Genomic DNA, 26,222 nt, shown 5'->3' with positions numbered 1-26,222 from the left:
AGCACGCGTGCGGCAGCGCGGGCAACGGCAAGCGTCACATCCTTCTCATAGCCGCCGGTCACCGCATTCGCGCCCACATCCTTTCCGCCATGGCCCGGATCGATGACGACGACCGGCCGGCCGCGCGCCCGCCGCACCGCTTCGGCTGGAACCACGGCGGGCGTGGATGTGGGCGGAGCGTCGAGCAGGGCGGCGATCTCGGCGAGCGGCCCCGGCACGGCCGGGCCGGAGTCCGGCCGGCTGAGCGCGAGCGTCGAGCGCCCCTGCCGGACCGCGGCGGCAAAGGCGGCGGCACTGCTGGCTTGCATCTCAAGCTCGAGCACCGGTCCGCCGCGCGGCGCCTCCACGAGGCGGGCGCCGGCAAGACGCATGGGCGCAGCCGCTTCAAGCACCAGCCGGACCGTCCTACCATCGAACTGGGCAAGGCGGGCGGACCTGACCGGGCCAGCGCCGGGAGCTTCGCGGCGAACGGTGCTGGCGCCAGCGATGTCGATGACGATCCGGTCGGGCGCGGCGAGGTGGAAGTGAGTGATCGCCCCGGCCGGCGCTCGGCTCAGCGCCAGGCGAACACGCGCACCATCGCTGATGGCTTCGACTCGAAGCGTGCTGGCGACTGCGGCCGGCTCAGCGGAGGCCGCCGCCGCGCCGAGCGCAAACAGCAGGAGGAGGGCGCGAAGCATGGCCGGGCCCATGCCAGCCTCCGCCTGAACGCTCAAATGGTGGTTTCGCGGCGGCCTTCGGAATCGTAGCGCAGGCCTTCGGGCACTTCGACGTCAGGCGGATTGTCGTACACGCGCGCGTCCTTTGGCAGCGCGTTCACCCGCATGACAAAGGCGAGGATGGTTGCAACCGCGACATAGAGGTCCGTGCGGATCGTCTGGCCGACCCGGCCCGTGAAATAGAGCGCGCGGGCAACGGCAGGATAGGCAAGGGTTACGACTCCGAATTCCGCAGCAAGCTCGCGGATGGCAAGCGCAACCGGGCCGCGGCCACGGGCGACGATCACGGGGGCCAAATCCTCGCCTGGCCGGTAGCGCAGCGCAACCGCGAAATGGCCGGGATTGACGAGCACGACGGAAGCGTCCCGGACTGCACTTCGGTTCGCCGCCTTGCGCAGCTGGTGCTGCATGCGCCGAAGCGCCGCCTTCACTTCCGGCCGGCCTTCGGTCTGCTTCATCTCGTCCTTCAGTTCCTGGCGCGTCATGCGCAGCTTCTTCAGCCACTGGAGGAACTGGACGGGGAGATCACCGCCAGCGATGATAAAGAGGCCAGCCGTCAGCGCCAGGAAGAGGAAGACGCCGCGGTCCAACAGGGCCGGCATGGCAGCTTCGAGCGGCATGGTAGAAAGGCCGGCCAAGAGGCCCCGGTCGCGCCAGAGGAAGGCAGCGCCCATCCCCAAGAGCAGCGCCGCCTTGGCAAGTGCCTTCAGAAGCTCAACGAGGCCCTGGCGGCCGAAGATGCGCGTGAGACCCTTCAGCGGATCGAGCCGCTCCGCCTTGGGTTCGAGCAGCTTCGGCGCGAACACCAGGCCCCCGGTCAGCGCCCGCCCGGCGATCACGGCGACAAGCACGAGGATGGCAAGGGCCGCAAGCGGAAGGGCAAGGGTGCCGAGCATTGCCAACAGGGCACCGACCGGGTTCCAGTCCGCAAGGTCCGAGGAGTTGATGGCAAGCGCCGCGGCGCCGGCGTCGCGGAACCGCGCTGCCACACGCGCACCGAACAGGAAGAGCCACAGGGCCCCGGCAATGCCACTCATCGCCGTCACAAGCTCGCGCGAGGCGAGAAGGTCACCTTCCCGGCGTGCGTCCTCGCGGCGCCGCGCTGTGGGCGCTTCGGTCTTCTGGTCCTGGTCGAGCTGCTCAGCCAAGAATGAGACCCCTGAGCGCAAGCTGGAGCTCGACAAGCGTGCCGCCAAGCGCCGCTGCCATGCCGGGAAGGGCAAGCGGCAGGCCGACGATCCCGCCAGCCAGCATGAGCGGGAAGCCGACCGCGAACAGGTTCAGTTGCGGCGCCGACTTGGCGGCAACCGCGATCACGATGTTGACAAGGAGCAGCGCGCCGCCGAGCGGCAGTGCGGCGACAAGGCCGCTTGCGAGCGCGAAGCCGCCCCAGGCGACGATGACCGAGAGCCGCTCCGGCGCGAGGAGAGCCGCGGCCGAGGGCATGGCGCGGTAGCTTTCGACGAGCACCTCGATGACGAGCAGATGGCCGCCGGCGGCAAGGAAGAGGCCCCAGGTGAGGAGAATGAAGAGCACACCAAGCACCGACATTGGCCCGGCTGTCGGGTTGACGACCATGGCAAAGCCGAGCCCCATGCTCTGGGCAATCCACTCGCCAGCCACAAGCGCGGCAGCGAAGGCAGCGTGGAGGGCAAGGGCAATGGCAAGGCCGATCAGGAGCTCGCCGGCAATCGCAAGGAGGCCCCCGAGGCTGATGAGGTCATCTGGCGGCTGGGGTGCGCCGGGGCCGGCAAGGAGGTAGGCGCCAACGACGGCGGCCAGGCCCACGCGCACCTGCACGGGGATCCCCTGGCCGCCGAGCGCTGGCAGCAGCGCCAGTGCCCCAAGGATGCGAAGCGAGCACCAGATGAGGTGGAGGAGGAAGGCCTCTGGTGCTGCGACGGCACGGCTCAGTTCGGAAGAGAGCATCAGCGCGTCAGCGCCGGGATCGCTTCGATCGCCTCGCGCGTGAAATCGAGCACGAGCCCGCCGATGATGCCGCCAAAGGCCGCGAGCACGAGGGCAACTCCGACCAGCTTGGGAACGAAGGTCAAGGTCGCCTCATTGATTGAGGTCGCCGCCTGAACAAGCCCGATGACAAGGCCGATGACAAGGGCAGCCAGAAGCGCGGGAAGCGTCGCAAGCGTCAGCACGATGAGGCCGCGGCGCGCCATGTCATAGAGGATGTCCTCCCCCCCCATGACCTCAGCCGCCAGCAAAACTCGCTGCAAGCGACGCCATGACGAGACTCCAGCCGTCGACAGCGACGAACAGCATCAACTTGAACGGGAGCGCGATCATGATGGGCGAGACCATCATCATGCCAAGCGCCATCAGTACGCTTGCGACCACGAGATCAATGACGAGGAAGGGAAGGAAGATGAGGACTCCGATCTGGAAGGCGGTCTTCAGTTCAGAAGTCGCAAAAGCCGGCAGGAGAACACGCATCGGCACGTCTTCCGGAGACGCGAATGGCCCAGCCCCGACCATGTCGGCAAAGAGCTTCAAATCGCTCGAGCGGGTGTTGGCCATCATGAAGCTGTGGAGCACATCGCCAGTCCGGGCGATCGCGACTTCGGCGGGGATGCTGTCGGCCACCCAGGGCTGCACGGCGGTCGCGTTGATCTGGCTGATGGCGGGCTGCATCACGAAGAAGGTCATGAACAGGGCGAGGCCGACGAGGAGCTGGTTGGGCGGCGCCTGCTGGAGCCCGAGCGCCTGCCGCAGGATGGCGAGCACAATGATGATACGAAGGAACGCCGTCATCATGAGGACAACCGACGGCAGCACCGTCAGCAGGCTCATGAGCAGGAGGACCTGGAGCGAAAGCGAGAGCGCTCCCCTATCGCCACCCGCCTCCGCCAGCGCCTTGAGACCGCCGAACAGCGTTCCTGTCCCTTCGCTCGGCGCCAAGGCCTCAGCACTTGCGCCACTTGCTGCGAACAGTGCCAGGAAGCCGAGCAACAGCATGATAAGGTGGGCGAAGTTGCGGAATGACCAGGTCATGCCGCGGCCTCGGCGGGAAGGGGCCGCAGCGCTGGCGCGGCTCTGGCCTCGAGCGCGGGTGTAGCCTCGGTTGCCAGCAGCGTCACGCCTTGAGGCGCGATGGCGATGAGATAGTCGCAGCCGGCGTGGCGCAGCACGGCAATGCGAACGCCGGGCTGGAGGATGCGGCTTGCAACAAGCTCGAGCCGGGGCACCTCGGCCTGGCGCTGGGTTCCAGGGCGCTGGGTTCCAGGGCGCTCGGTTCCAGGCCAGGTCCAGCCCCTGCAGCGCGCAGCAAAGCGCTGTGCAAGCGGCAGCCCGCTGCGCCGCAGGAAGAGCAGGGTCGCAACAGCAAGACCAAGCACCAGCGGCAAGGCAAGGAGCAAGCGCACAAGGAAATCGGCAATCATGGCAGGTCCCCCGGCTCCACGAGCTCGGTCAGGCGCACGCCGAAGCGCTCGCCAATCGCGACAATCTCGCCGCGAGCAAAGAGTTTGCCGTTCACGAGGATGTCGACGGGAGCATTCGTCATGCGGTCGAGCGCGACAAGCTCGCCTGGCGCCACCGAAACGAGGTCGGCAAGGCGCAGCCGCGTGCGGCCGACTTCGACCGAGACCGTCACCTCGATCTTCGCCAGCGGCAGCGGAATCCCAAGGGCGCGGGCCGCATCTGCCGGGTCGGCCTGCCGCGCCGGCTGGGGGCCATCGGCGCTTGCAAGCCCAGCGCCGGAAGCTGGGGCGGCCGTAGGATCCCCTGGCCGCGCCCCGTTCGCAGCAGCCGCGCCCGTGACCAGCTGGTCTGGAGAAGGCCCCGCAGCCGCCGGGTGGGCGGCGCTGTCGCCAACCCTGTCGCCCTCCAGATCCGCGGCCAGCCGGGCGGCGCTCTCCGCGCCATCCTTGTCGGAAAAGGAGTCGAGATCGGCCAGAGGGTCTGAGTCGAAGCTGATCTCCAGCCCCTGCCGTCGCCGAGTGCGGCTGGAGGTCGGCTTGCCGGCCATCCTTCCCGGAGTCATCTGGTTCATTGGCGGCCTTCCCCTGCGCCTCCGCCGGCCGTCGGCGGTTGCCATGCGACCCCCTCAACGGTGAGGCCGAGCGTTGCCGGAGGCTCGATGGGAAGAATGCTGCCACACCGAAGCGCAACCACTTCAGCAAGCGGCAGGGAGAGCTCGGCAATCCGCACACCGACGGCGACATCGACAGCACGCACGAGGCGAACCGCGCGAGCGCGCCAGTCGTCCGGGATGCGCTGGCCAGCTTGCACCTTGCCCGGTGGCGGCGATGCAACAGGCTCGGGCACCGCAGCCGTCGCCGTGTCGGCTGGCACGGAGGCGAGCGCCAGCATGCCTTGCCGGCCAGCGACAAGCAGGTCGAACCACAGATGCGGGACTGCGCAGTCGGCCGGGCTCGCCAGGATCCGAGCTCCCGGCTGCGCTTCCCCAACGCGCGTCTGCCCCGAGGCTGCAAGACCAGCACCGATGGCCTGGCCGATCAGCCGCGCAGCCGCCACCCAAGTGCCACTCGACGGCGCAAGGCGGAGACTCTTTGCCCGGCGGGGGCTGGTCGACAGTGCGCCACCGAACATCGCTTCAATCATTGCTTCGAGGGCATCCTCATCGAGGAGGATGCGCAAGCCGCAGCCGGCAAGGGCGAGGCGTGCCACTTCGACGAGGTCGGGCACGGGTTCGGGCCAGTCGGTCGCGCAAAGCGAGACGCGAGCGCCGATAAGCCGCGTCAGATCAGGGCCGACAGTGGCAATGAAGGCAGGAGCATCAACAAGGTCAGGCGGCAGCGAAGGCCGTGCGGGCGCAGCTGCAGCTGGCGCTGTGACCGGCCGCCAGGCGACAGGCTTGCGCGCCGCCGCCATCATTGCACCACGAAGCTGGTCAGGAAGACATCGTCGATTCCCGCCGCGCCCGATTTCCGCATCAGCACGTCATTGATGGCCATGCGCATCCGGGCGGCGAGCCGCTCGCGCCCGCCAGGAGCCTCGAAATCTGCCTGGCTGGTATCAGCCAAGACGGCGAGCGTCGCTGCCACGATTGCAACCTTGTGCTGCGCCACCGCCTCTGCAACCGGCTCTCCGCCGTGCGTGGAGAGCGCAATCTTGACTTGGATGTAGCGCCCGCTGTCCTTGAGGTTGGCAGTGAAGCTGTTGTCGAGCTCGATGTAGCTGAGCGGCGCTTGCCTTACCTTGCGCGGCTTCGGCGCGGGGGCGCCATCCTCGCCGACCGCATCGCCGGCCGGGAACAGGTCGGGGAAGAATCGCGGGGCGGCCAGCATCCCGCCCGCCCCGGCACCAAGACCGACGAGAAGCAGCAGCAGAGGCAGGAAGAGGCGCTTCCGAAGGCCGGGCTTCTTCCCGGTCTCGGCAGTCGCGTCCTCCGAGATGGTGAGGGCGTCAGCCATGGCCTGCTGCCATCCGGCTGCCCGCCGCGCGGGTGCTCATAGGGCATGCGTTACGCATAGCGGTCGATCTTTCCCCCGTCAGACGCAACCGGGCGCTCCGGCCCCGGCATCCCCAGCCCTGCCGGTGCATCGGGAAGAGGGGCATTAGCCCGCTCGCGCGGCGCGCCCTGCTCGAAGGGCGCTCCACCACCCTGCCCCGGCCCGGGATGCGGCCCGCCCGCTGCATCCGCCCGCCCATCTGGGTGCAGGCGTGCAACCAGGTCCACGCGGATTGCCTCCACTTTGGCACCAGCGGCAGCGAGGTCACTCGCAAGCCCGGGAGTCTCGCGTTCGAGAAGGGCCCGGCTCGCCTCCGTCACAGCTCCCAGGGTAATTCGCAACCGCTCGTCGTATCCAACTGTCAACCTTGCCGTCTGGACATGCCCCCCCACTTCCGGTTCGGAGGCGTCGAGCGCATCAGCCACGGTTTCCGGGAGGGAAACCTCCCGCGCATCCCCCTTCCCTGGCTCGGTCCATTCCGGACCAGACTTCGGCAGCTCGGACGAGCTGTCAGCAACCGCAACCAGCCCTGGCATGGCGGCGCTCGCGTCCAGCGGCTGCAAGGCTCCCGCTGATTCGCCTGCAAGCGCTCCTGGAGCTTGTGCGAGCGAGCCGCGCGCTGGCCGGGGCGCGCCCGCCGCCGGATGCGCAAACGCATCCGGGCTGCCCTCGACTTCGATCGCAAGCGACACTGCCGAGAGCGCGGGCAGTCGAACGGCCTCACCCGCCAGTCCTGATGTGCTCCGGGTTGGCGAGGCCGCATCTTGCCTTGCTGCTGAGTCCGAGGCGGGCGCTGCTGCCAGGTGTGGACCCTCGGTCAATGCCGATGCTGCATGCTGCCACAGAGCCGCCTCCGCGTCGCACAGCAGGCCAGCCGCAAGTCCGGCCGCGCGCGTGTCAGAAAGGCTGGGCAAGTCGCCGTTTACCGATGCGCGAGACGAGAAGGATGGGGATGGAGCGATGAGGCGAGTCGCAGTCTGGGCGTCCGGGTCAGCCACCAAAGCCGCTGCCGGTGCAGCAAACAAAGATGGAGCGGCCGCCGCCATTCCAGGAAGGGGAAGCACCAGCGCCTGCGCGGGGTCAGGCGGCAAGCACATTGTCTCCCGCTTTGCCTCGTCCGCCGGCCCATGACTGCGCGCCTTGTCCTCACGCATGGCCACATCGAGCCTTGCCGCATCGAGCCTTGCCGCATCGAGCCTTGCCGCATCGGGCATCGCTTCATCGAGCGCGCCGAACAGGAGTGCAAAGCCTGGCGCCTCGGCCTTCGCCGCATCAAGCGGCCCGTGGCTTGGAGCCGAGGGAACAGTCGCACAGACGGTGGACATCAGAGCCTCTCCCTCGCACCAGGCTTGGGTGCATCTGCTGCAGCGCGCGTCTCGCGCTCGGCGCGGATGGCAGCCGCTGCCGCCCGCTCGGCTTCTCTGGCGCTTTGCAAGCGGGCGCGCGCACGCGCGGCCACATCGGCAGCGCCGGCAGCAGCGGCCGTGGCTGATGCTTGCTGCTGTTCCGCCTCGAGGAGGATCGGTGCGAGCAGCCCCCGCAGCGTGGCGCTGGATAGGAGCGCGGCAGCCGTCGCCGCGCCGGCTGGGGGCACCGTCATGCGCACTAGCGCCGAGACGCGCGCAGCTGCCTCGGCTGCCTGCGCTGCAGCAACACGGGCGGCTGCAAGCGCGCGCGCAGCGGCAAGCGCTTCCCGCTCGCGCAGCGCGGCGATCCGCCGCGCTCGCCGCTCATGCGGACCCTCAGTCACCGTTCTCGGCGCCCGGGTCGCCCCAGGTTTCGATAAGCTGTGCAATCGAGGCAGCGAAGGGCGCAGGGCTCCCCGGCGGTTGGATCAAGAACTCCTCGATCGCCTCGGCCCGGGCCATTGCCTGGTCGAGCGTCATGTCCTGCCCGGGGACATAGGCGCCCATGACGCGAAGGTCGCGATTGGCCTCGACCAGCGCGGCATCGCGCAAGAAAGCGCTCGCTGCCGCAAGATGCGCCGGCGCAACGCAAGCCGCCATGGTGCGGCTGACAGATGCGCCAGTGTCGATCGCTGGCAGGCGGCCGCGCGCCGCCAGCTCTCGGGTGAGCACGATATGGCCATCGAGCACACCGCGCGCCGTATCCACCACTGGATCCGCGACAAGGTCGTCACCGTCAGCAAGCAGCGTGAAGACGGCCGTAATCGCACCCCCGCTGGCACGATCGCCGCCAGCGCGCTCGATAAGCCTCGGCAGCAGCGCAAGCGCCGAGGCAGGATAACCGCGCGTGCCGGCAGGCTCGCCGGCAGCAAGGCCGATTTCGCGTTGGGCATGGGCAGCGCGCGTGAGGCTGTCCATCACCAGAAGCACATGGGCGCCCGTGGCCCGGAACCCTTCCGCCACTGCAAGCGCCCGGCGTGCACCCCGGACCCGCAAGGGCGCAGCCTCGTCAGCAGGAACGGCGATGATGTGGCAGCACGAGCGGCTGCCAAGCGAGTCCACCATGCCGGAGATTTCCCGCCCCCGCTCGCCGACCAGAGCAACGACAGTGACGTCGGCACGGATGCCGAAAACCAAATCGCGCATCAGGGTCGATTTCCCGACTCCCGTTCCGGCAATGAGGCCAATGCGCTGGCCGCGGCCAAGCGTGAACAGGGCGTCGATGGCACGCACTCCCGTTTCGACTGGCGCGCACACGTCGGCGCGGTCGAGCGGCGGAAGAGCGCGGCCGTCGAGCGGCGTGGCAGCGGCGCAGCGGATGGGCCTGCCGCCATCGACTGGGCGGCCCATGGCATCGACCACCCGGCCAAGCAGCTCGGGCCCGAAGGCAACGAGATCGGCGCGGCCGCTGCGCCGGGCCCGGCCGCCCGGCCGGATGGCGCCGCGTGCCATTGCCATCGCAAGCAGGCTGCCGCGGCGAAAGCCAATTACCTCGGCCGCAACAGGCGCGGGGTCGGCTTCAACCTCGAGCAGCACGCCAGGCCCTGCAACCAGACCCTCGATTGTCACGAGGAGGCCGTCGAAAGCCCGGACTTCGCCGGACTCAACAGGCGGGAAGGCAATCCGCGCAGCATCCTCGCGCAGCTGCGCTGCCGCAACGGCCGCCCGGCCAGCGGCCGCGTGGGCCCGGGGCAGGAGGTCGAGGCTCATGCGCCCGCAGCCAGTTCGACGCTGGCCTGCTCGAGCCGGCCAGCGAGCGTTGCAAGGATCTGGTGCCGGCCCAATTCCGCGCGCACGCCATGGGGTTCAAGCGTCGGGTCGCCAACAAGCACCCAGCCTTCCGGCGCCTGGCCGGTGAGCAGTGCCAGCGCATCGGGGTGGAGATGAAGCCGCCCGCGCGCATCCGCTGGTGCGGCAGCCAGTACATCAGCGACAAGACGCCGGACAAGCTCGGGCCGAACGGCAGGCTCGCCTGCGAGGACGGCGCGTGCAATGGCAAGCGCAGCTTCTGTCAGCGCCTCGGCCAGAGCGTCTGCAAGAGCGCGCGCGCTTTCGTCGGCAGCGGCGAGCGCGAGGGCATGCGCATCCGCCATCTGGCGAGCTTTCTCAGCCGCTTCTGCTGCTGCGGCTGCAAGCCCGGCGCGGAACCCTTCGTGGTAGATCGCCTCCGGGTCGGGTGGCGGCGGGCCCGGGTCAGGCAGCGGCTCTTCCGCACGCAGGAAGGCCTTGAGCGGCACGGGCCTCGGTGCTGCCTCAGACATAGGCCGGCCCCTTGCCGGGCAGGCTGATGACGCCATCGGCCGAAAGACGGCGTGCGGCCGCGGCAATTGCCTTCTTGGCGGCTTCCGCATCCTCGATCTTGACTGGGCCGCGGTTGGCGATCTCGTCCTCGAGCGCTTGCGCAGCACGAGCTGGCATCGCCTTCAGGATACGGGCCTTCAACCCCTCGCTTGTCGCCCGGATGGCTGGCACCAGCACATCGGCCTCGACATTGCGGATGACGGTCTGGAGGCCCTTGTCGTCGAGCCGGTCCAGATCCTCGAAGGTAAAAAGGGTTTCAGCGAGGATGTCGGCAGCATCCGGATCAACTTCGCTCAAGGCGGCAAGAGCAAGCTCCTCGTCGAGGCCTGAGAGATTGATAAGGTCGGCAGCGCGCTTCATGCCGCCAAGATCGGTGATCGGCTGGCGCGGCGGCGCCGCCGCCAGCCGCGCGACCAGCCCCGAATCCAGTGCATCGACGACATGCTGGCTGACGGCACCCATGGTCGCCACCCGCCGCACCAGGTCGGGCTGGAGCTCGGACGGAAGCTCAGCGAGCACGCGCGCTGCGCGCTCGGGTGGAAGATGGGCAAGGACAAGCGCCTGCGCCTGCGGATGCTCGGTCTCGAGGAGCGTGGCGATGGCAAAGGGCTCAAGCCAGCCCAGCCGCGCGAACGCCTGCGGGCGGGCCTTGTCGCCAAGCCGGTCGATCATGCCACCAGCGCGGTCATCACCCAGCGCCCGGCCGAAAAGCTGGCGGACAGTGCCCGCTCCTTCCCCAAGGGCCACGGTCTCATCGGCAATCGCGAGCACTTCGTCGAGCAGGCGATCAACAGTTGCCGGGTTCGCTTCGGCCACATCGAGCATCGCCTGCCCCACCGCCTCCACTTCGGAAGGCTCGAGCCGGGCCAGCAGCGTTGCCGCCTGCTCTTCTTCAAGCAGCAGGAGAAGAAGCGCGGTCTTCTGGGCGCCGGTCAGCTTCACTGGCTCGGCGAGGCTGAGCGTCGGGGCGGTGCGGGCGGGCACGGCTCAGATATCCTGCTCGGCAAGAAGGCGACGCGCAACCGCCGTGGCGCGCGCGGCATCCGTCGATGCCAAAAGGCGCGCTTCGGTCAGCTTTGCCGAATAGTCGATGATCCGCGGCTCGAGGCGGATTGCCGGCTCAGCCGGTTCCGCCGCCGGCTTTGGGTCGGGCGCAGACGGCCACTGGGCAAGCAAAGGCCTTACCACGAGGAGGAGGACGGCGATTGCAACCAGGGCGGCTGCAAGCCATTTCGCGCCTTCAATGACGAGAGGCTCGCGCCATACCGGGACCGTCTCGACCAAGGGGGGCGCAAACGGGCGTGCAACCACCGTCACACGATCGCCGCGCGCCGGGTCGTAGCCGATCGCGCCCTGGACAAGCGCTTCCATCTGCCGCAGCATCGCTGCCCGCTGCGCTGGCGGCCCGAGCGCATCGTCACGGATAACAACGGCCGCCGTCATGCGGCGGATGCTGCCGCCGCCTGAGGCCGTCACTTCGATCGAGCGGCCGAGCTCATAGTTGCGCGTGGCGGATTCGCTGCGGTTCGCGGCTTCGGTCGGGGCTGCAGTCGGCGGCGGATTGGCCGTCATCTGCGCCGCTGCCGGCGGGGTGTTGCTGAGGGCCCCTGGAATGCCGATCGCCCGCGGCTCCGTTGCCGTGGTGGAGGAAAGGGATTCCGAACGCAGCGCTCCCTCGCGCTCATAGCGCTCGGTCGCAGCCTCCCGTGTTGCAAGATCAAGATCGATTGCGACTTCGGCCCGCACGGAGTCCGGGCCGACGATCGGGCCGAGCAACGCCAGCACGGCCTCGCGCGCGCGCGCTTCCAGACGCAGCTGGAGCTCGAGCCTGCGGGCAAGCGCCGTCTGCTCAGCCATGCTCGGGCCACCGGCCAGAAGCCGGCCAGTTTGGTCGGCAATGGCAACCGAGTCCGCCGCAAGGCCGGGAACGGCGCCAGCGACGAGATGGGCGATGGCCCGCGTCTCCTCAGAAGACAGCGTGCGCCCACGGGCAAGTGTCACCGTGACCGAAGCCTTCGGGTCTGGCTGCGCGCGCACGAACGGGGATGGCTCGGGCAGTGCAAGGATGACGCGCGCCCGTTCGACACCATCGAGCGACTCAATGGCCCGCGCCAGCTCCTGCTCGCCGGCCTTGCGGATCCGCGCCCCCTCGACCGCCCGCGAAGTGCCAAGCGGCATATCCGCCAGCAGGTCGAGTGCACCGGGTGCCGCCTTAGGCAGGCCTTCAGCGGCAAGCAGCATGCGCGCCCGGGCGTGATCAGCAGGGGGTAGCAACACGGCGCCAGTGCGGCTGTCGAGCGCGACATCGAGGCCATTTGCTTCGAGAGTGGCAAAGACGGCAGCCTTGTCGGAGTCGGGCAGGTTGCGGAACAGAGGCGTCCGCTCGACGGGGTCGAACAGGAACCACAGCAGCGCTGCAAGAACGAGGGCGAGGATGAAGACTGCCGGGGCCAGTGCCCGGCTGAACAGCGGGCTTGCACGCAGCCGGGCAAGCGGTCGGTCGAGCAAGCGCGAAAGTGCAAGCGGCCGCCCAGTCGCCGGGTTCTCGTTTGCCGGCGCCAGGGCAGCAGCTGCAGTCGGTTCGGCCATAACTGCCCCCTCAGACCGGCATGTTCATGATGTCGCGGTAAGCGCCAAGCAGACGGTTCCTCGCCTGCAGCACGGCCTCGAAGGCGAGCGAGGCCTTCTGGCGGGCGAGCATCACCTCAGCAAGGTCATGGGTCTCGCCCCGCTCGAAGGCCGTCGTCTTCGCTTCACTCGTCTGCTGGAGCCGGTTCACGGCCTGGAGCACTTCGACAAAAGGCGCCGCCTTGGCGGCCTGGGCAGCACTCGCACCCTTGGTAAGCTTGCCAAGCGTGGCGCTTTTGGCGAGCAGCTCCGCGCGCAGCGCAAGCACACCCGAAATCCCGAGGCCGGATAGACCTGCAGGTCCGCTCACTGCAGCGCACTCCCGGGGCGAGTGGCCCGCGCTGTGCTTGGCCGCGACGAGCGCGGCCGGCCGGCAAGAGCGGCAAGCTTGTAGCGCAGGGTCCGCTCGCTGATCCCGAGCCGGGCAGCGGCCAGACCCTTGCGCCCGCCAGCTGCGGCAATCGCGTCACGAATGGCTTCCGCCTCGCGCCTGCGCACAGCAAAGACAAGGCCCTCGCCGCTTGGTGCCAAGGCCTCGGCAACAGGTCCTCCTGCAACCGGCGCGTCGAGCCCGAGATGGGCCCGGCCGATGGGCCCGCTACCGGCAAGGATTGCAGCGCGCTGGAGGCGATTGTCGAGCTCGCGCACATTGCCTGGATAGGGATGGTCGAGCAGGGCCTCGAGCGCTGCATCGGAAAGGATGGGGAGCGGCCTTCGCTCCGCGCGCGCAAACCGCAGCAGGAAAGTGGCCGCAAGCGGCAGAATGTCCCCCGGGCGGCGGGCGAGCGGCAGCGTCTTCAGCGGAAACACGGCCAGCCGCCAGAAGAGATCCTCGCGGAAGCGGCCCTCGAGAGCGTCCCGGGCAAGATCGCGGTTGGTTGCCGTAATCAGGCGGACATCGACCGGGACTGGCCGGAGCGCGCCAAGCGGCAACACTTCACGCTCCTGGATTGCCCGCAGAAGCTTGGCCTGGAGTGCTGGCGGCAGCTCGCCCAGTTCGTCGAGAAAAAGCGTGCCGCCGTCTGCGGCGCGAAAGAGGCCGATCGAGGCGCCCTGCGCGCCCGTAAAGGCGCCGCGCTCATGCCCAAACAACAGGGACTCGAGCATCGTCTCGGGAATGGCAGCGCAGTTGACAGCAACGAACGGACCAGACGCGCGGGCACTTGCGGCATGGACCTGGCGCGCCAGCACCTCCTTGCCCGTGCCTGACGGACCTTCGATGAGGACGCTCACTTGCGAGGCGGCAGCGCGCCCTGCCTCGGCAAGAAGCGCACGCGAGGCCGGATCCTCGGCCACGACGGACTCCGGAGTTTGCAGACGTCGGACAAGCGCTGCGCGAAAGCGGTGCTGAAGCGGGCCCGGCGCAGGCCAGCAGGCCGGCGCCGCCAGGCCATGCCGGCCGAGTGCTTCAGCAAGTGCAGCGTCACTGGTCAACATGGAGTCCTCGCTCGCGTGACCCAGAGCCGTCTGTTGCAAGGCGTTCCTCCCGCAAAACTTGGCGCGCCCGCTGCAACCTTCATGACCGTTGGCCGTTACCGGAGCAGCGAAACGCGGAATGCCCAGCAAAAAGCGTGCCAAGCCGGCGCTCTTCGGCGGCAACGGCCAGGGCGCAGTCCCGAACGGGAAAAGCGTCAAACATTTGACGGCCAAAGCGTCAGAAATTTGACACGCGTCCGCGCCTTGCGGAAGCAATGGCAGGCAGCGAAATGGGTTGCGGCACGGTCCGCAAGCGTCGAGCAGATGGCAGTCGTTCTGGCACCGCCCAGGGTTGTGGTGCATCTGTGCTGTGGGTTGGCGGGTGTGGCGCTAGCTCCATGCCTGCCCCAGTGCAGTTGCGGCCAGGTGCGGCCGGCGGGCATGTTGGTCGACGCATCAGGCCATGCTAGGCGCGATCAATGCTCCAGACCTCTCTTCCGCCGCAGCCGACAAAGCGATCGCTGCTGCCGTCGCGCCGCGCCTTCCTGATCGGCGCTGGAGCAACTCTTGGCGTCGCCGTCGGGTTCCTCGTCTGGCCGCGGGACTGGACCTTGCCTCCCGTCGCGACGGATGGCGAGGTCGCCTTGAACGCCTGGGTCCGGGTTGCTCCCGATGGCAGTGTGGTGCTCGCCATCCCGCAAGCGGAAATGGGCCAGGGAAGCTGGTCGGGCCTTGCCCAGATCCTTGCGGACGAAATGGGGGCTGACTGGCGCCGCCTGGCGGTCGAGCCAGCGCCCTTTCACCCGGCCTATGCCCATGTCGGCCTTGCGGCTGCTGGCACTGCGGAGCTTGCGCCCATCGTGCGCGACCTTGCGGCCTTTGCCGGTGCCACTGTCATCCGGCGCATGAATGTGCACCTGACAGGCGGCAGCACTTCGATCAGGGGCTATCATGACATCGTGCGCGAAGCGGGGGCAGCAGCCCGTGCACTCTTGGTGGGTGCTGGCGCGCGGGCCTGGAAGGTCGATCCGGCCGCGGTTGATACCCGCGACGGCTTCGTCACCTATCAAGCGAACCGGATGAACTTTGCCGACGCCGTCCGCGATATCGACCCAAGCGATGCCGACCGCGCCCGCCTGCGGCCAGAAGCGGAGCGCCGGCTGGTCGGCCGGCCGCTGCCAAGGCTCGATCTCCCGCCCAAGGTCGATGGCTCGGCCCGCTTCGGTGCCGATGTGCGCTTGCCCGGCATGGTGTTCGCAGCCATCGCCCACGGTCCCGTCGGCAATGGCCGGCTGGTGACCGTCAAGGGGCCTGGGGGTGCGCGCGCCATCCGCGGCCGCAACTGGGTGGCAACCACAGGTTTGACCACGTTCGAGGCGATGCGCGCGCTCGAGGCCCTCGAGCCAGTGTGGGAAACGGAGGGCGGGCCGGCCGGCGACTGGATCCAAAGCGCGCTCGCACAAGCACTCGACGGCACTGGCGGCAAGCGGGTGGCAGGCAGCGACAAGGTGGAGGCCGCGCTCGGCGAGAAGCCGCTGGTGGCGGACTATGCCGTGCCTTTCCTCGCCCATGCCTGCATGGAGCCGATGGTTGCCACCTGCCGGATCGAGGAGGGCCGAGTCGAGCTCTGGGGGCCGACCCAGTCACTGACGCTTGCCGTGATGGGCGTGGCGCGCGCGCTCGGCGTGCCAGAAGAAAGCGTCACCATTCACCCGACGCTCATCGGCGGCGGCTTTGGCCGCAAGGCAGAGGCCGACCATTTCATCGAGGCCGCCCTCATCGCCAAGGCCATTGGCAAGCCAGTCCAGCTCCAGTGGAGCCGGCGCGAGGACTTCCACGCCGACCGGTTCCGCCCGGCCGCTGTTGCCCGCATGCGCGGCCGCGTCGGGCCAGATGGGCGAATTGCCGCCTTCGACGCTCGCATTGCAGTCCCCAATGTCGCCGCCAGCTTCATGGGCCGCAACATGCCGCGCTTCGCCCCCGGCGCCGAGAGCGCCAGTGCCGCTGCCATCGAGGGTGCCGATTCGATCCCCTATTCGGCAGGCGCCTTCCGCGCCGTCCACGTGCCAGTCGCAACACCCGTGCCGCTTGGCTACTGGCGCTCGGTCGGGCACAGCTTCTCAGCCTTCTTCGTCGAAAGCTTCATTGACGAGCTGGCAGCCGCCTCCGGCAAGGATCCGCTCGCCTTCCGTCTCGCCCATCTCGAGGGCATGCCGCGCCATGCTGCCGTCCTGCGGGCCGTCGGCGAGGACAGCCGCTTCGAGGACCCTTCGCCCGAAGGTCTCGCCAAGGGCGTGGCGCTGCACGAGAGCTTCGGCGCGATTGTCGCAATCGTCGTTGAGGCCGGCTTGGTCGATGGCAAGGTCCGCATCACGCGTCTTTGGTCGGCGATCGACTGCGGCCGGGCCATCAACCCGGATTCGGTCCGGGCCCAGGTCGAGGGCGGAGCCCTGATGGGGCTGTGCGCTGCGCTCCACGGCCGGGTGGACTTTGCGGGCGGCATGGCGGTTCCCACCAATTTCGACGGCTATCGGCTGATGGCGCTGGCCGACACGCCCGTCATGTCGACCCGGATCGTCGAGAGCGGGGCCCCCCTCGGCGGTGTCGGCGAGCCGGGCACACCGCCTGCTGCCCCAGCCCTTGCCAATGCGCTCGCCCGCGCCACGGGGATGCGGATGCGGAGGCTGCCCCTTGCTGATGCAGACTCCTGAGCCGGCGCCCGACCAGCGGCCGGCGGATCACCCAAGCGTCCCGCACGGGCGGGTCGCAGTGCTGCTCATCAACCTCGGCTCGCCTGACGCACCCACACCAGCCGCCGTCCGGCCCTATTTGCGCCAGTTCCTCTCCGACCCCCGGGTCGTCGAGCTTCCACGCCTCGTCTGGGGCTTCCTGCTCAACGGCTTCGTGCTGCAGACCCGGCCAGCGCAGACGGCAGAGGCCTATGCCACCATCTGGGACCGGGCCGAAAACGACAGCCCGCTTCGCGTCATCACTCGGGCCCAGGCGGAGGCGCTCGCAGCACGGCTCGGGCCCAATATTCTCGTTGATTTTGCAATGCGCTATGGCAAGCCTGCAATCCCCGAGCGGCTGCGAGCGCTCCGCGCTGCCGGCTGCGACCGGATCCTCGTTGCCCCGCTCTATCCGCAATATGCGAGTGCAACGACGGGAACTGCGCTTGAGGAAGTGTTCCGCACGGTTGCGAGCGATCGCTGGATCCCCTCGCTGCGCACGCTTCCGCCCTATTTCGACCACCCTGCCTATATCGCTGCGCTTGCGCACCAGGTCCGCGCCCAGCTTGCCGAACTCCCCTTTACGCCCGAGCGGCTGGTGATGAGCTTCCATGGCATGCCCGTCTCAACGCTGATGAAGGGCGACCCCTATCATTGCCAGTGCCGCAAGACCGCGCGCCTGCTCGGCCAAGCGCTTGGGCTTGCCGACCGGGTCGAAGTGACCTTCCAGTCCCGCTTCGGGCCGGCAGAGTGGCTGCAGCCCTACACCGAGCCGCGGCTTCTTGCGCTTGCGCAGGCCGGCGTGCGGCGAGTCGCTGTCACTTGCCCCGGCTTTTCTGCCGATTGTCTCGAAACGCTCGAGGAAATCGCGATCGAGGCACGCGATTCCTTCCTTGCCGCCGGCGGCACCGACTATGCCTATCTTCCCTGCCTCAATGCGTCACCGGCTGGCATTGACATGCTCGACTCCTTGATCCGGCAGGAGCTTTCCGGCTGGACTGCGCTTGAAGGGGGGCCAGCTCCGCTCTAGGACGCACTCGGGGAGGAGAGTGGGCATGGCTCGACTTGCGCTTGTCACAGGGGGAACGCGGGGGATCGGCGAGGCAATCTGTCTTGCCCTCAAGGACGCCGGGTTCGCAGTGGTTGCCAACTATGTCGGAAGCGAGGAGCGGGCAAAGGCCTTCACCGAGCAGTCCGGCATTCCCGCCTACAAGTGGAACGTCGCCGATCACCAGGCATGCCATGATGCAGTCGCAAGGATCGAGGCAGCGCACGGCCCGATCGAGGTCCTCGTCAACAATGCTGGGATCACGCGCGACGCGACCATGCTCAAGATGACGTTCGAGATGTGGCGGGAAGTGATCGAGGTCAATCTCGGCGGCTGCTTCAACATGGCCAAGGCCGTCTATCCCGGCATGCGCGAGCGCAAGTGGGGCCGGATTGTCAACATCGGCTCCATCAACGGCCAGGCAGGCCAGATCGGGCAAGTGAACTACGCCGCCGCCAAGGCCGGAATCCACGGCTTCACCAAGGCCCTGGCCCAGGAAGGCGCGCGCTTCGGCGTCACTGTCAATGCCGTGGCACCAGGCTATATCGACACCGACATGGTCGCCGCCGTTCCTCCCGAAGTGCTTGAGAAGATTGTCGCCCGAATCCCTGCCGGGCGGCTCGGCCAGGCCCATGAAATCGCCCGCGGCGTCGTCTTCCTGTGCGGCGAGGATGCTGGCTTCATCACGGGCTCGACGCTTTCCATCAATGGCGGCCAGCACATGTACTGACACAGGCGGCTGTGGTTTGCGCACCGGGCAAATCCGCAGACTCGCCGCCGACCTGGCCGGCAGGCCGCCTGACCGGGCGGCTTTGCCCACCCAGCGGGCGGACCTGACCGACGGCTCGGGTCCTGCGGTCTCCACCCCGTGACCGAAGGGCAGCTCGAGAAGCGCAGCTTGACCATCCAGGGCCATCGCACATCCGTCGCGCTCGAGCCCGCCTTCTGGGCCATCCTCGATGCCGCCGCCGCCCGGCGGGGCATGGCCACCAGTGCGCTCGTCGCCGAGCTCGATGAGGCCCGCGCCATGCCGCTCGCCCGGGCGCTTCGCCTTTTTGCACTCCAGGAAGCGCTCAACCGGGGAGGAGCGGAAGCGCGATGAGAAGCCGCGTGTCGATCATCGCGCCGCGTGCGCGCGCTGCTTCAAGAAAGGCCGGAACTTGGGCAATCGGCACGACATGAACGCTAATCCGCTCGTCCCCGTCTCCCCCGCCTGGACTGACCCGCATGAGCCCGGTTGCGCGGTAGAAGTGGAAAATCTCGCCGATCATACCGGGCGAAGATGCGAACTGGCCGCAATCCTCCCAGCAGGAAGCGACAAAACCGGTCTCCTCGAGGAGCTCGCGCCTGGCGCTATGAAGCGGGTCCTCGGCCTCCTTGTCACCGACGAGGCCGGCAGGAAGCTCGATGCAAGCGCACCCAAGCGGTGGTCGATACTGCTCGACGAGGACGATCTCTCCAGCATCGGTGATGGCAAGGATGACGGCCGCCGCAATGCGGCCCACCCGGGTCACATATTCCCAGCGCCCGTCCTCGCCCCAGGGGGCAGCGCGGACTTCAAGAAAGCGCCCCCGCCAGAGCAGGCCGTCGCGCCGGTCGTCGCTCACCCAGTCGCTGCTCACTCCGCCGCTGCCGCCAGCGCCTCGTCAGCCGCCGGCGTTGCCGTAAACGCGCTGCCCGCACGCAGCAGCTGGCGGCCGATGGCATGCTTGTGCACTTCGGTCGGGCCATCATAGAGGCGGAAGCCGCGCATGTCGCGATAGATCATCGCAACGACCGTCTCATCCGTGGTGCCGATCCCACCCAGCACCTGCACACAGCGGTCGGCAACCCGGAACAGGCGCTCGGAAATCTCGGCCTTTGCAATCGAGCTTTCGTGCCGCGCCTTCTCGCCCCGGTCCATCCGCCAGGCGACTTCCCAGATGAGGAGGCGCGCGACCTTCAAGTCGGTCTCGTTCTCAGCGAGCAGGAAAGAGACACCCTGGTGCTCGCCCAAAACCTTGCCGAAGGCCGTGCGGCGCCTCGCATGGTCGATGGCGATGCTCTGGGCCCGGCTGGCCGCACCCAGCCAGCGCATGCAGTGGGTCATGCGCGCAGGCGCCAAGCGCATCTGGGCATAGCGGAAGGCCTCGCCCACCTCGCCAAGCACGGCGTCCGGCGGCAGCCGGAGCCCCTCGAACCGCACCACGGCATGGCCTTCGACATAGTTGCGGTCCATCGAGTGCATCCGCCGCTCAATCACAATCCCGGGCGTTGCACCATCGCACAGGAAAAGCGTCGGCCCCGAAGGCCCATGGGGATTGTCGGCAACGCGCGCCATGATGATCCAGGTCTTCGCCCCTTCCGCCCCCGTTATCAGCCATTTGCGACCGTTGATGGTGTAAGCGCTGCCATCGAAGACGGCTTCGGTCCGAAGCTGGGCCGGGTCGGACCCGGCGCCGTCGGGCTCAGTCATGGCAAAGACCGAGCGCTGCTGCCCAAGGACCATTGGCCGAAGAAAGCGCTCGGCCTGGTCGGGGCGGGCGATCTTTGACAGGAGGAACATGTTGCCTTCGTCGGGGGCAGCGCAGTTCATGGCAATCGGCCCCAGCGTCGACCAGCCGGCAGCCTCGAACACCAGCGCCTGCTCGATATGGGAAAGGCCCATGCCACCCATCGCCTTGGGCGCCTGGAGGGTGAGCAGGCCGGCGGCGCGGGCCTTCGCAACCAGCTCGGCGCGGAGCGCATCGGTCGGCCCATGCTGAGTGAGCCGCGGGTCGCACTCGTAGGGGACGATCTGGTCTGCAACAAAGGCCCGGACCCGGGCAGCAAGTGCAGCAAGCGCAGGCGGCACAGCAAAGTCGATCATGGCGCTTCTCCAAACTGGTCGACGGCCTGGCCGAGGATGGCCGCGGCCAGCGATGCAAAGCCTGCGTAGCGTGCGCCAGCAAGGCTGCCGCGCTGCCACAAGCGATAGAGCTGCATCCACGCCGTCGCCAGGCGAAGTCGGGCAAGCGCGAGATGCCAGGCAAGATCCGGCGGTGTTGCGCCCGCAGCTGCCCGATAGGCCGCAACCACGGCGGCCCGCCCCGGCCAGCCCGGCGCAAGCGAAGGGAGCGCCTGCAGCTGGTGGGTTCCCGGAGGATCGGAGGGTTCGATCCAGTAGGAGAGCAGCACGGCAAGATCAAAGGCCGGAGGCCCAAGCGTTGCCATATCCCAGTCGATAAGCGCCGTCGCGCGCCCGCACTCCGGGTCCACCAGCAAATTGTCGAATTTGGGGTCCATGTGGAGGAGCCGCACCGGCACATCGGGCGGCACACTCGCCTCCAGGCGCGCAAGCAGCAGGGCAAGTGCCGGTGGTGCCTCGCCAGCAAACGCCGCCTCGGCACGCTTCCTCCAGCCGGCAAGCTGGCGGGCGCCAAACCCGGTCGGGCGGCCGAGATCTGCCAGTCCAACGGCAGCCGGATCGAGCCGGTGAACCGCTGCGAGCGTGCCGACAAGCTCCGCCAATAGCGGCTCTGCACCAAGCGCTGGCGGCGGCTCCGCCCCGATTGCCACGCCCTCGCGCCATTCGAGGAGCTGGAAGGGGACGCCGATGACCGCCGGGTCGGCACAGAAGGCAAGGCTTGCTGGCGCCAGCGGGAAGACAGGTGCAAGTGCGCCGAGCACCCTTGCCTCGCGCGCCATGTCAGAGGCGCCATGGGCAAGCGGCCCCGGCGGCGGCCGGCGGAAGACTGCAGGCTTGCCATCGAGCAGTACCCGATAGTTCCGGTTGGCAAGCCCGCCCGTCAGCCGGGCTGGAGGCTCGCGAAAATCAAGCCGAAGCCCCCGGCGGCCGAGCCAGCCGGCAATCGCCGTCCAGTCTTCCTCTTGCTCTCCCGCCACCATGGCCGCAGCGATGCCAGCATCTCGCCGGCTTGGCCATTGCCAAGAGTTGGTGCATAGGCATGCCCCAACCACCAGCCCTTGAGGTTCGCCCTTTGCGCATCGCCATTGCCTCGGATCATGCCGGATTTCCGTTGAAGGCGCTCCTCGCTTCCGACTTGCGGGCCGAAGGTCATGCCGTTGAAGACTTGGGAACCGCCGATCCTGACAGGTCGGTCGATTACCCGGACTATGGCCGCGCCTGTGCTGAGGCCGTCGCAGCCGGCCGAGCCGAGATGGGCGTCGTTGTCTGCGGCTCGGGAATCGGGATCTCGATTGCCGCCAACCGGGTGCCCGGCGCCCGCTGCGCCCTCGTCCACGACCATCTCTCCGCACGCCTCGCGCGCGAGCACAATGACGCCAACATGATCGCACTCGGCGCCCGCCTGATGGGGGTGGAGACAGCGCGCAACGCGCTCGCCACCTTTCTTGCCACCCCCTTTGCTGGTGGCCGCCATGCCGACCGTGTCCGGAAACTGGGATAGACCATGAGCAGCCAGCCCCTTCCCGCCTTCGACAGCTTCTTCGCCGACACGCTCGCCGAGGCCGACCCGGCCGTTGCCGCTGCCGTCAGGGGCGAGCTCCTGCGCCAGCAAGAGCAGATCGAGCTCATTGCGTCGGAAAACATCGTCAGCCGGGCCGTGCTTGAAGCCCAGGGCTCGGTCTTCACCAACAAATATGCCGAGGGCTATCCGGGCAAGCGCTATTACCAGGGCTGCGCCCATGCCGATGTCGTCGAAACTCTCGCAATCGAGCGCGCCAAGGCCCTGTTCGGCTGTGCCTTCGCCAATGTCCAGCCGCATTCGGGCGCGCAGGCCAATGGCGCGGTCTTCCTCGCACTGCTGAAGCCTGGGGACACCATCCTCGGCCTCTCGCTCGACGCCGGCGGCCACCTGACCCACGGCGCCAGGGCGGCGCAGTCGGGCAAATGGTTTCGCGCCATCCACTATGGCGTGCACCCCGAGACTCACCGCATCGACTATGACGCAGTCGAGGCGCAGGCGGTCGCCGAGCAGCCGCGGCTCATCATCGCGGGCGGCTCGGCCTATCCGAGGATCATCGATTTCGCCGCCATGCGCGCCATCGCCGACCGGGTCGGGGCCTATCTTCTCGTCGACATGGCCCATTTCGCCGGGCTGGTCGCAGCTGGAGTCCATCCCTCCCCCTTCCCCCATGCCCATGTGGTGACAACGACAACCCACAAGACACTAAGGGGCCCGCGCGGCGGCATGATCCTTGCAAACGATCCCGAGCTTGCAAAGAAGCTCAATGCCGCCGTCTTCCCCGGCCTCCAGGGCGGGCCGCTCATGCATGTGATTGCCGCCAAGGCGGTGGCGTTCGGCGAGGCGCTCCGGCCCGCCTTCCGCGACTATGCGGCAGCCGTCGTCGCCAACGCCAAGACGCTTGCAGCAACGCTTGAACGTCGCGGCTGCGCGCTGGTGGCAGGCGGAACCGACACCCACCTCGCCCTCGTCGACCTGCGGCCCAAGGGGCTGACCGGAGCGGATGCCGATGCCGCGCTCGAGCGCTCGGGCATCACCTGCAACAAGAACGGTGTTCCCAACGATCCCCTGCCCCCCACCAAGACGAGTGGGATACGAGTCGGCTCGCCTGCCTGCACCACCCGCGGCTTCGGCCAGGCCGAATTCCAGGCGGTTGGCGAAATGATTGCCGATGTGCTGGATGGCCTCAAGGCCAACGGCCCTCATGACAATGCCAAGGTCGAGCGCGAAGTGCGCGCCCGGGTGAAGGCACTTGCCGCCCGCTTTCCCATCTACTCGCAAAGCCATGCACGGCCATGACCAACCCCCGGCTCCGCAAAGCGCCGCGGCAGAGGCGCGCAGTTGCCGCTGATGCTCCCGAAAAGCCGAGGGCCAAGCCGCGCACAGCAAAATCGGCAGCGGCAGCGACCACGTCCGAACCTTATGCCAACCCGCTCGAGGCTCTGGCGGGGACAGCGGTTGCGCGCGGGGGCAAGCAGCGGAAGAGCAAGGTCGGCGACGAGACCCCACGCGAAGCCGGGAAGGCAATCGGCACTGCCGAGAAGGCCCTCGCTGAAGTTCAGGATGCCGGCTGCAAGCCGCTTTCGACCAAGGCAGGCCGCAATGCAGCGGAAACTGCAAACCGGGTGCCAAAAACGCTGCTTGGCCGCAATGTGCTGATCGGCGCTGGCGCTGGGGCAGCACTCGGGCTTCGCATGCGATTGGTCGGGCCGATCACTGGCGCCATCATCGGCGGCGGACTTGGTGATTTGCGGACGCTGACCCGGAGGGGCTGATGCGCTGCCCCTTCTGCCACTCGGAAGAGACGCAAGTGAAGGACAGCCGTCCAACCGAAGACGGCACAGCGATCCGCCGCCGCCGCCAGTGCAGCAGTTGCGGCGCGCGCTTTACCACCTTCGAGCGCGTTCAGCTGCGCGAGCTCATCGTGCTCAAGAAATCCGGCAAGAAGGAGCCGTTCGATCGCGAGAAGCTGGCGCAGTCGATCCTGATCGCCTGCCGCAAGCGCGATATTGACCCAGAGCGGATCGAGCGCTTCGTCTCCTCGGTGCAGCGCCAGCTCGAAGCCTTGGGCGAGACCGAAGTCGAGGCGGGCCAGATCGGCGCACTCGTCATGCAAGGCCTCGAGCAGCTCGATCCCGTCGCCTATGTCCGGTTTGCGAGCGTCTACCGCGACTTCCGCGAGGCCAAGGATTTCGAGACCTTCGTCGGCCAGCTCTCCAAGGCCGTCAAAAGCTGAGCCGGCCGTCAGCGGCCAGGGGCAATCTCGAAAGTGACGGTCACGCCAGCGCGCAGCTCGCTCTCGCCCACTTCGACAGGAGGCGCCATGTCGGAGGCAGGCGCAGCCGCCATAGCCCGCGCCATCGGCCGGAACTCCGGGCCTCCCCCTGTCTCCTGGATGGTCAGCACCCGCACGATCCTGACACCTGCTGCTGCCGCAAGCAGCTCGGCGCGGGCCCGCGCAGCCTTGACCGCATCTGCGCGGGCGGCATCGAGCAGCGGCTCGGGCTTCTCAACCGTGAAACTCGGTCCCTCGATCCGGTTGGCGCCTTCCTTCACCATGGCATCGACGACGGGGCCGATCCGGGCAAGGTCGCGCAAGCGCACCGTCACTTGGTTTGCTGCCTGGTAGCCAGTGATAGTGGGGGCGCGGTTCTCGCCGTAGCGATAGAGCGGCTGGACTGCGAGCTGGCTGGTGCGCAGGTCGCGCGGCTCAACACCTGCCCGGCGAAGCGCAGCAGTCACAGCCGTCATCCGCCGGTTGTTCTCAGCCATCGCAGCAGCGGCATCCGGCGCCTGGGTCACAACTCCAGCGCTGAGGATGGCAAGATCGGGTGCGGCGACCCGGCTCGCCTCGGCGCTGACCACAAGGGTGGCAGTCGGCGGCTCGGCACTCATGGCCGGCCCCGCCAGCACGAGCGCAAGCGCCCCCAAACCGGGCAGGTATCGCATGGAGACCTCCTTCTTCTCACGCAGCAGCCCTTGGCCGCTCCCAGCTGTCACAGCGATGAAGCGCGACCCTCTGTCGCAACCGAGTCAGGACCGCCCTGCTCTTGCGCGCGCGATCGCCCGCCACAGCACGAGCAGTAGCAGCGCGCCGGCCGTCGCCAGGGCCAGGTTGAGGAGAGTCGAATGCGGCCCAGCGCCGAGCAGCCGGCCCAGCCAGCCGCCCATCACGCCCCCTGCGATGCCAACGACGAGCGTGACACCAAGCCCGCCAGGGTCGCGGCCGGGATGCAGCAGCCGGGCAAGCCCGCCGGCCACCAGCCCGACGACGATCCATCCAAACAGGCCATAGCCCATGAAAGAGCACCTTTCGGCGTAATCCTAGCAGCCTCAGGGGCCCATCTGAACCCTGCAACGAAACGGGGCTTTCACGGGCGCCCGCGTTCGGATATGTGACTGGGCGCCGGTTTCTTTGAGGGGAGTGACCGGCACTTGAGGCTTATGCCTTGCATAACCAATTGGACCTGGGCCTATGAACATGCATCTCCCCTCCCCCAAGCGCGAAGGGCTGGCGACGGTTGCAGACGACCAACCCGTCGAGAGGCTGGGCACTCGCCCCTTCCTTCCCCGTTTCGCTTGGCAGCGACTTGGCTTTGCCCTCGCGATCGCAGCCCTTGCCGGGTTTGTCTGGTTTCTGGTCGCACGCGCCAATGCACCTGGCCCGACAGCGCCACCCTCGGGCCCGCCTGCCGTCTCGGTGATCGTGCCAGGGCAAGTCGAAGTCGCAGCCCGGGTGCGCGCAACGGGCACCATCGCGGCCCGGCGGGAACTGCCCATCGGCGTGGTCGGCGAGGGCGGCGCTATCACCGCCGTCCGAGTCGAAGCCGGGGAATATGTCGCACAAGGGCAAGTACTGGCGGAAATTGACTCCGGCGTGCAGCGCGCCCAGCTCGCCCAGCTCGAGGCCGCAGTGGCCCAAGCGGATGCCGATGCCCGTCTCGCCCAGGCCGAGCTCGACCGCGCCTTGAAGCTCGTCGAGCGCGGCTTCATCTCCAAGGCCGATATCGACCGCCGCACAGCAACGCGCGACTCCGCCCGCGCGCGCGCCGCCGTCGCCCGCGCTCAGGTTAAGGAAATGCGCGAGCGACTTGCGCGCCTTACCATCCGCGCGCCCGAGGCCGGCGAGACGACCTGCCC

General features: G+C 68.2%; 31 protein-coding genes. 9 read left to right on the top strand and 22 right to left on the bottom strand.

Annotated features, from left to right (window positions below):
• The 17 genes from ACWIQA_RS04665 to ACWIQA_RS04585 all read right to left on the bottom strand — a co-directional run.
• Nucleotides 1-680, bottom strand: a 680-nt coding sequence (locus tag ACWIQA_RS04665) for an AMIN domain-containing protein (protein WP_448581903.1), incomplete at its 3' end; no start/stop codon positions are given.
• 32 nt (nucleotides 681-712) lie between these two features.
• Nucleotides 713-1,867, bottom strand: a complete 1,155-nt coding sequence (locus tag ACWIQA_RS04660) for an EscU/YscU/HrcU family type III secretion system export apparatus switch protein (protein ID WP_448581902.1) — start codon at nucleotides 1,865-1,867, stop codon at nucleotides 713-715.
• The gene (locus tag ACWIQA_RS04655) at nucleotides 1,860-2,648 is read right to left on the bottom strand and encodes a flagellar biosynthetic protein FliR (protein WP_448581901.1); all 789 of its coding nucleotides are present in this window, start codon (nucleotides 2,646-2,648) and stop codon (nucleotides 1,860-1,862) included. The genes ACWIQA_RS04660 and ACWIQA_RS04655 overlap by 8 nt, the downstream gene beginning before the upstream one ends.
• Nucleotides 2,648-2,920 (bottom strand): flagellar biosynthetic protein FliQ, encoded by a 273-nt coding sequence (locus ACWIQA_RS04650; protein WP_448581900.1) that lies wholly within the window; start codon nucleotides 2,918-2,920, stop codon nucleotides 2,648-2,650. The genes ACWIQA_RS04655 and ACWIQA_RS04650 overlap by 1 nt, the downstream gene beginning before the upstream one ends.
• A gap of 4 nt (nucleotides 2,921-2,924) precedes the next feature.
• Entirely contained in the window at nucleotides 2,925-3,725 is an 801-nt protein-coding gene (gene fliP / locus ACWIQA_RS04645) for a flagellar type III secretion system pore protein FliP (protein WP_448581899.1), read from the bottom strand.
• A complete protein-coding gene (locus ACWIQA_RS04640) occupies nucleotides 3,722-4,114 on the bottom strand; it encodes a flagellar biosynthetic protein FliO (protein ID WP_448581898.1) in 393 nt (130 codons plus the stop codon). Before ACWIQA_RS04640 ends, fliP begins: the two co-directional genes overlap by 4 nt.
• On the bottom strand, nucleotides 4,111-4,716 hold the full coding sequence (locus tag ACWIQA_RS04635; protein ID WP_448581897.1) for a FliM/FliN family flagellar motor switch protein: 606 nt from the start codon (nucleotides 4,714-4,716) through the stop codon (nucleotides 4,111-4,113). Before ACWIQA_RS04635 ends, ACWIQA_RS04640 begins: the two co-directional genes overlap by 4 nt.
• A gap of 5 nt (nucleotides 4,717-4,721) precedes the next feature.
• Nucleotides 4,722-5,567: a hypothetical protein gene (locus ACWIQA_RS04630; protein ID WP_448581896.1), complete on the bottom strand. Its 846-nt coding sequence runs from the start codon at nucleotides 5,565-5,567 to the stop codon at nucleotides 4,722-4,724.
• The gene (locus ACWIQA_RS04625; protein WP_448581895.1) at nucleotides 5,567-6,109 is read right to left on the bottom strand and encodes a flagellar basal body-associated FliL family protein; all 543 of its coding nucleotides are present in this window, start codon (nucleotides 6,107-6,109) and stop codon (nucleotides 5,567-5,569) included. The genes ACWIQA_RS04630 and ACWIQA_RS04625 overlap by 1 nt, the downstream gene beginning before the upstream one ends.
• Before the next feature lie 50 nt (nucleotides 6,110-6,159).
• Complete coding sequence (locus ACWIQA_RS04620; RefSeq protein ID WP_448581894.1) at nucleotides 6,160-7,473, bottom strand: hypothetical protein; 1,314 nt, start codon at nucleotides 7,471-7,473, stop codon at nucleotides 6,160-6,162.
• On the bottom strand, nucleotides 7,473-7,898 hold the full coding sequence (locus ACWIQA_RS04615; RefSeq protein ID WP_448581893.1) for a hypothetical protein: 426 nt from the start codon (nucleotides 7,896-7,898) through the stop codon (nucleotides 7,473-7,475). The genes ACWIQA_RS04620 and ACWIQA_RS04615 overlap by 1 nt, the downstream gene beginning before the upstream one ends.
• Complete coding sequence (gene fliI, locus ACWIQA_RS04610) at nucleotides 7,891-9,264, bottom strand: flagellum-specific ATP synthase FliI (protein ID WP_448581892.1); 1,374 nt, start codon at nucleotides 9,262-9,264, stop codon at nucleotides 7,891-7,893. The genes ACWIQA_RS04615 and fliI overlap by 8 nt, the downstream gene beginning before the upstream one ends.
• A complete protein-coding gene (locus tag ACWIQA_RS04605) occupies nucleotides 9,261-9,815 on the bottom strand; it encodes a FliH/SctL family protein (protein WP_448581891.1) in 555 nt (184 codons plus the stop codon). The genes fliI and ACWIQA_RS04605 overlap by 4 nt, the downstream gene beginning before the upstream one ends.
• Nucleotides 9,808-10,839: a flagellar motor switch protein FliG gene (locus ACWIQA_RS04600; protein ID WP_448581890.1), complete on the bottom strand. Its 1,032-nt coding sequence runs from the start codon at nucleotides 10,837-10,839 to the stop codon at nucleotides 9,808-9,810. The genes ACWIQA_RS04605 and ACWIQA_RS04600 overlap by 8 nt, the downstream gene beginning before the upstream one ends.
• Nucleotides 10,840-10,842: 3 nt before the next feature.
• Nucleotides 10,843-12,444 (bottom strand): flagellar basal-body MS-ring/collar protein FliF, encoded by a 1,602-nt coding sequence (gene fliF / locus ACWIQA_RS04595; protein WP_448581889.1) that lies wholly within the window; start codon nucleotides 12,442-12,444, stop codon nucleotides 10,843-10,845.
• 10 nt (nucleotides 12,445-12,454) lie between these two features.
• On the bottom strand, nucleotides 12,455-12,793 hold the full coding sequence (locus tag ACWIQA_RS04590; protein ID WP_448581888.1) for a flagellar hook-basal body complex protein FliE: 339 nt from the start codon (nucleotides 12,791-12,793) through the stop codon (nucleotides 12,455-12,457).
• The gene (locus ACWIQA_RS04585; RefSeq protein ID WP_448581887.1) at nucleotides 12,790-13,920 is read right to left on the bottom strand and encodes a sigma-54 interaction domain-containing protein; all 1,131 of its coding nucleotides are present in this window, start codon (nucleotides 13,918-13,920) and stop codon (nucleotides 12,790-12,792) included. Before ACWIQA_RS04585 ends, ACWIQA_RS04590 begins: the two co-directional genes overlap by 4 nt.
• A gap of 458 nt (nucleotides 13,921-14,378) precedes the next feature.
• Between ACWIQA_RS04585 and ACWIQA_RS04580 the strand changes: the two genes are divergently transcribed.
• The 4 genes from ACWIQA_RS04580 (at nucleotide 14,379) to ACWIQA_RS04565 (ending at nucleotide 18,778) form a co-directional block, all read left to right on the top strand.
• Entirely contained in the window at nucleotides 14,379-16,610 is a 2,232-nt protein-coding gene (locus ACWIQA_RS04580; RefSeq protein WP_448581886.1) for a molybdopterin cofactor-binding domain-containing protein, read from the top strand.
• Nucleotides 16,597-17,658: a ferrochelatase gene (gene hemH, locus ACWIQA_RS04575; protein WP_448581885.1), complete on the top strand. Its 1,062-nt coding sequence runs from the start codon at nucleotides 16,597-16,599 to the stop codon at nucleotides 17,656-17,658. Before ACWIQA_RS04580 ends, hemH begins: the two co-directional genes overlap by 14 nt.
• A gap of 25 nt (nucleotides 17,659-17,683) precedes the next feature.
• Nucleotides 17,684-18,406 (top strand): acetoacetyl-CoA reductase, encoded by a 723-nt coding sequence (phbB, locus tag ACWIQA_RS04570; RefSeq protein ID WP_448581884.1) that lies wholly within the window; start codon nucleotides 17,684-17,686, stop codon nucleotides 18,404-18,406.
• A gap of 138 nt (nucleotides 18,407-18,544) precedes the next feature.
• On the top strand, nucleotides 18,545-18,778 hold the full coding sequence (locus ACWIQA_RS04565; protein WP_448581883.1) for a ribbon-helix-helix domain-containing protein: 234 nt from the start codon (nucleotides 18,545-18,547) through the stop codon (nucleotides 18,776-18,778).
• Here the strand turns inward: ACWIQA_RS04565 and ACWIQA_RS04560 are convergent.
• The 3 genes from ACWIQA_RS04560 to ACWIQA_RS04550 are packed head-to-tail and all read right to left on the bottom strand — an operon-like array spanning nucleotide 18,750 to nucleotide 21,543.
• Nucleotides 18,750-19,283: an NUDIX hydrolase gene (locus ACWIQA_RS04560; RefSeq protein ID WP_448581882.1), complete on the bottom strand. Its 534-nt coding sequence runs from the start codon at nucleotides 19,281-19,283 to the stop codon at nucleotides 18,750-18,752. The genes ACWIQA_RS04565 and ACWIQA_RS04560 overlap by 29 nt on opposite strands.
• Nucleotides 19,284-19,294: 11 nt before the next feature.
• The gene (locus tag ACWIQA_RS04555; RefSeq protein ID WP_448581881.1) at nucleotides 19,295-20,524 is read right to left on the bottom strand and encodes an acyl-CoA dehydrogenase family protein; all 1,230 of its coding nucleotides are present in this window, start codon (nucleotides 20,522-20,524) and stop codon (nucleotides 19,295-19,297) included.
• On the bottom strand, nucleotides 20,521-21,543 hold the full coding sequence (locus tag ACWIQA_RS04550) for a phosphotransferase family protein (protein WP_448581880.1): 1,023 nt from the start codon (nucleotides 21,541-21,543) through the stop codon (nucleotides 20,521-20,523). The genes ACWIQA_RS04555 and ACWIQA_RS04550 overlap by 4 nt, the downstream gene beginning before the upstream one ends.
• 92 nt (nucleotides 21,544-21,635) lie before the next feature.
• On the opposite strand from ACWIQA_RS04550, the gene rpiB reads away from it, so the two are divergent.
• The 4 genes from rpiB to nrdR are packed head-to-tail and all read left to right on the top strand — an operon-like array spanning nucleotide 21,636 to nucleotide 24,318.
• Nucleotides 21,636-22,064 (top strand): ribose 5-phosphate isomerase B, encoded by a 429-nt coding sequence (rpiB, locus tag ACWIQA_RS04545; protein ID WP_448581904.1) that lies wholly within the window; start codon nucleotides 21,636-21,638, stop codon nucleotides 22,062-22,064.
• 3 nt (nucleotides 22,065-22,067) lie between these two features.
• Entirely contained in the window at nucleotides 22,068-23,381 is a 1,314-nt protein-coding gene (gene glyA / locus ACWIQA_RS04540; RefSeq protein ID WP_448581879.1) for a serine hydroxymethyltransferase, read from the top strand.
• Nucleotides 23,378-23,857, top strand: a complete 480-nt coding sequence (locus ACWIQA_RS04535) for a hypothetical protein (RefSeq protein WP_448581878.1) — start codon at nucleotides 23,378-23,380, stop codon at nucleotides 23,855-23,857. The genes glyA and ACWIQA_RS04535 overlap by 4 nt, the downstream gene beginning before the upstream one ends.
• Nucleotides 23,857-24,318 (top strand): transcriptional regulator NrdR, encoded by a 462-nt coding sequence (gene nrdR / locus ACWIQA_RS04530; protein WP_448581877.1) that lies wholly within the window; start codon nucleotides 23,857-23,859, stop codon nucleotides 24,316-24,318. Before ACWIQA_RS04535 ends, nrdR begins: the two co-directional genes overlap by 1 nt.
• Nucleotides 24,319-24,326: 8 nt before the next feature.
• On the opposite strand, the gene ACWIQA_RS04525 is transcribed toward nrdR, so the two are convergent.
• Nucleotides 24,327-25,031, bottom strand: a complete 705-nt coding sequence (locus ACWIQA_RS04525; RefSeq protein ID WP_448581876.1) for an SIMPL domain-containing protein — start codon at nucleotides 25,029-25,031, stop codon at nucleotides 24,327-24,329.
• A gap of 84 nt (nucleotides 25,032-25,115) precedes the next feature.
• Nucleotides 25,116-25,382 carry a GlsB/YeaQ/YmgE family stress response membrane protein gene (locus ACWIQA_RS04520; protein WP_448581875.1) on the bottom strand — a complete coding sequence of 89 codons (267 nt, stop codon included), beginning with the start codon at nucleotides 25,380-25,382 and terminating at the stop codon, nucleotides 25,116-25,118.
• A 175-nt stretch (nucleotides 25,383-25,557) separates the two neighbouring features.
• On the opposite strand from ACWIQA_RS04520, the gene ACWIQA_RS04515 reads away from it, so the two are divergent.
• A partial coding sequence (locus ACWIQA_RS04515) for an efflux RND transporter periplasmic adaptor subunit (RefSeq protein WP_448581874.1) occupies nucleotides 25,558-26,222 on the top strand: 665 nt, incomplete at its 3' end.

The organism is Thermaurantiacus sp. (genome assembly GCF_053487655.1).
Note: the sequence above shows the minus strand (reverse complement) of the source record. Positions and strands in the feature narration are given on the sequence as shown.

Coding starts and splice junctions, on each gene's coding strand:
- ACWIQA_RS04635 (WP_448581897.1), bottom strand. CDS start 4,716: ATGACTCCGGGAAGGATGGCCGGCAAGCCGACCTCCAGCCGCACTCGG.
- ACWIQA_RS04625 (WP_448581895.1), bottom strand. CDS start 6,109: ATGGCTGACGCCCTCACCATCTCGGAGGACGCGACTGCCGAGACCGGG.
- nrdR (WP_448581877.1), top strand. CDS start 23,857: ATGCGCTGCCCCTTCTGCCACTCGGAAGAGACGCAAGTGAAGGACAGC.
- ACWIQA_RS04580 (WP_448581886.1), top strand. CDS start 14,379: ATGCTCCAGACCTCTCTTCCGCCGCAGCCGACAAAGCGATCGCTGCTG.
- fliP (WP_448581899.1), bottom strand. CDS start 3,725: ATGACCTGGTCATTCCGCAACTTCGCCCACCTTATCATGCTGTTGCTC.
- phbB (WP_448581884.1), top strand. CDS start 17,684: ATGGCTCGACTTGCGCTTGTCACAGGGGGAACGCGGGGGATCGGCGAG.
- hemH (WP_448581885.1), top strand. CDS start 16,597: ATGCAGACTCCTGAGCCGGCGCCCGACCAGCGGCCGGCGGATCACCCA.
- ACWIQA_RS04525 (WP_448581876.1), bottom strand. CDS start 25,031: ATGCGATACCTGCCCGGTTTGGGGGCGCTTGCGCTCGTGCTGGCGGGG.
- ACWIQA_RS04620 (WP_448581894.1), bottom strand. CDS start 7,473: ATGTCCACCGTCTGTGCGACTGTTCCCTCGGCTCCAAGCCACGGGCCG.
- ACWIQA_RS04550 (WP_448581880.1), bottom strand. CDS start 21,543: ATGGTGGCGGGAGAGCAAGAGGAAGACTGGACGGCGATTGCCGGCTGG.
- ACWIQA_RS04585 (WP_448581887.1), bottom strand. CDS start 13,920: ATGTTGACCAGTGACGCTGCACTTGCTGAAGCACTCGGCCGGCATGGC.
- ACWIQA_RS04535 (WP_448581878.1), top strand. CDS start 23,378: ATGACCAACCCCCGGCTCCGCAAAGCGCCGCGGCAGAGGCGCGCAGTT.
- glyA (WP_448581879.1), top strand. CDS start 22,068: ATGAGCAGCCAGCCCCTTCCCGCCTTCGACAGCTTCTTCGCCGACACG.
- fliI (WP_448581892.1), bottom strand. CDS start 9,264: ATGAGCCTCGACCTCCTGCCCCGGGCCCACGCGGCCGCTGGCCGGGCG.
- ACWIQA_RS04650 (WP_448581900.1), bottom strand. CDS start 2,920: ATGGGGGGGGAGGACATCCTCTATGACATGGCGCGCCGCGGCCTCATC.
- ACWIQA_RS04655 (WP_448581901.1), bottom strand. CDS start 2,648: ATGCTCTCTTCCGAACTGAGCCGTGCCGTCGCAGCACCAGAGGCCTTC.
- ACWIQA_RS04640 (WP_448581898.1), bottom strand. CDS start 4,114: ATGATTGCCGATTTCCTTGTGCGCTTGCTCCTTGCCTTGCCGCTGGTG.
- fliF (WP_448581889.1), bottom strand. CDS start 12,444: ATGGCCGAACCGACTGCAGCTGCTGCCCTGGCGCCGGCAAACGAGAAC.
- ACWIQA_RS04520 (WP_448581875.1), bottom strand. CDS start 25,382: ATGGGCTATGGCCTGTTTGGATGGATCGTCGTCGGGCTGGTGGCCGGC.
- ACWIQA_RS04605 (WP_448581891.1), bottom strand. CDS start 9,815: ATGTCTGAGGCAGCACCGAGGCCCGTGCCGCTCAAGGCCTTCCTGCGT.
- ACWIQA_RS04630 (WP_448581896.1), bottom strand. CDS start 5,567: ATGGCGGCGGCGCGCAAGCCTGTCGCCTGGCGGCCGGTCACAGCGCCA.
- ACWIQA_RS04555 (WP_448581881.1), bottom strand. CDS start 20,524: ATGATCGACTTTGCTGTGCCGCCTGCGCTTGCTGCACTTGCTGCCCGG.